Below are 1,733 nucleotides of genomic sequence, written 5' to 3' on the forward strand. Positions count from 1 at the left end.
CCGTGCCGTCCGGCCGCGTGCCGTTGCGCCGCCGCCGGCGCCGGCGCCGGCGGCGCTCGTTCCGCTCAGCCTCGGTCTCCGCCTCGGCGCGGGCGGGCGCCTCGCCGCCGGCCTCAGCCTCGGCCTCCTCCGCCTCGGGCTCCTCGGCCTCCTCCGGCTCGGGCGCGTAATCCATGCGCAGCGCCGCCGGCGCCGCCTCCACCGGCCGGGCCGGGTCGGCGGCGCGCAGCCGCTCGATCCGCAGGCTGGGCGGCAGCAGCGAATCGTCCGGCTCGAACACCACGGCCATGCCGAACCGCGCCTCGATCTGCGCCAGCTTGTCGCGCTTGCGGTTCAGCAGGTACAGCGCGCAACTGCTGTGCACATGCACCGCGATCTCGGCGGCGCGGCGCTTGGCGCCCTCCTCCTCGATCGCCCGCAGCACCTGCAGCGCGCTGCTCTCGGTGCTGCGCACCTGGCCGCGGCCCTGGCAATGCGGGCAGGTGACGAAGGTGGTCTCCGTCAGGCTCGGCCGCAGCCGCTGGCGGGACATCTCCAGCAGGCCGAAATGGCTGATCCGCCCGACCTGGATGCGGGCGCGGTCGTGCTTCAGCGCCTCCTTCAGCCGGCGCTCGACCATCCCGTCATGCTTGCTCGACTCCATGTCGATGAAGTCGATGACGATGAGGCCGGCGAGGTCGCGCAGCCGCAGCTGCCGGGCGATCTCGTCCGCCGCTTCCATGTTGGTGCGGAAGGCCGTGTCCTCGATATGCCGCTCGCGCGTCGAGCGGCCGGAGTTCACGTCTATGGCGACCAGCGCCTCGGTTTGGTTGATGACGATGTAGCCGCCGGAGCGCAGCTGCACGGTCGGCGAATGCATCGCGTCCAGCTGCTGCTCGACCGAATGGCGGGCGAACAGGCCGCCGTCGCGGAACAGCTGGATTTTGCGCGTCTGCTGCGGCATCAGCATGCGCATGAACTCGCGCGCCTCGCGGAAGGCATCCTCGCCGTCCACGAGCACCTCCTCCACGTCGCGGGAGAAGACGTCGCGGATGGACCGCTTGATGAGGTCGGCTTCCTCGTAGATCAGCGCCGGCGCGGTGGATTGCAGCGTCCGCTCGCGGATGTTGTCCCACAGCCGCAGCAGGTATTCGCAGTCGCGCCGGATCTCCGGCTTCGGCCGCTGCGCGCCGGCGGTCCGCACGATCAGGCTCATGCCCTGCGGCAGGCCGAGTTCGTCGATCACCTCCCGCAGCCGCTTGCGGTCGGTGGCGGAGGTGATCTTGCGGGACACGCCGCCGCCGCGCGGCGAGTTCGGCATGAGGACCGAGAAGCGGCCGGCCAGCGAGATGTAGGTGGTCAGCGCGGCGCCCTTCGTCCCGCGCTCCTCCTTCACCACCTGGACCAGCATGATCTGCCGGCGGCGGATCACCTCCTGGATCTTGTAGTGGCGGAGGAAGCGGGGCGGGATCCGCCGCTCGCGCGAGACATCCTCGGTGCCCTCGCCGCCGATGGTCTCGGGCGGCGGGGCATCCTCCTCGCCCTCCTCCTCGGCCTCGGCGTGGTAGCGGCCATTGGCATGGCCGTTGGCGCGGCCGTTCTGGCGCGGTGCCGGCAGGTCGGGCTGCTCGCCCGCGCCGCGGATGGCGGCGTCGCCGGCCGCATCCGGGTCGCCGTCGGGCGCCTCGGCCCCGGGCGGCGGCGTCCCGGGCGCGGCCGCCTCGGCCGCCTCTGCGGCGGGCGGTTCCGCCTGC

At 72.9% G+C, this 1,733-nt stretch carries 1 protein-coding gene; it reads right to left on the reverse strand.

The genetic code is table 11. The features are described 5' to 3' along the window. The coding region (locus E2C05_RS31530; RefSeq protein ID WP_133223546.1) for an Rne/Rng family ribonuclease at nt 1-1,733 on the reverse strand (1,733 nt) is incomplete at both ends.

It is taken from the genome of Paracraurococcus ruber (assembly GCF_004353985.1).
Taxonomy (GTDB): Bacteria; Pseudomonadota; Alphaproteobacteria; order Acetobacterales; family Acetobacteraceae; genus Paracraurococcus; species Paracraurococcus ruber.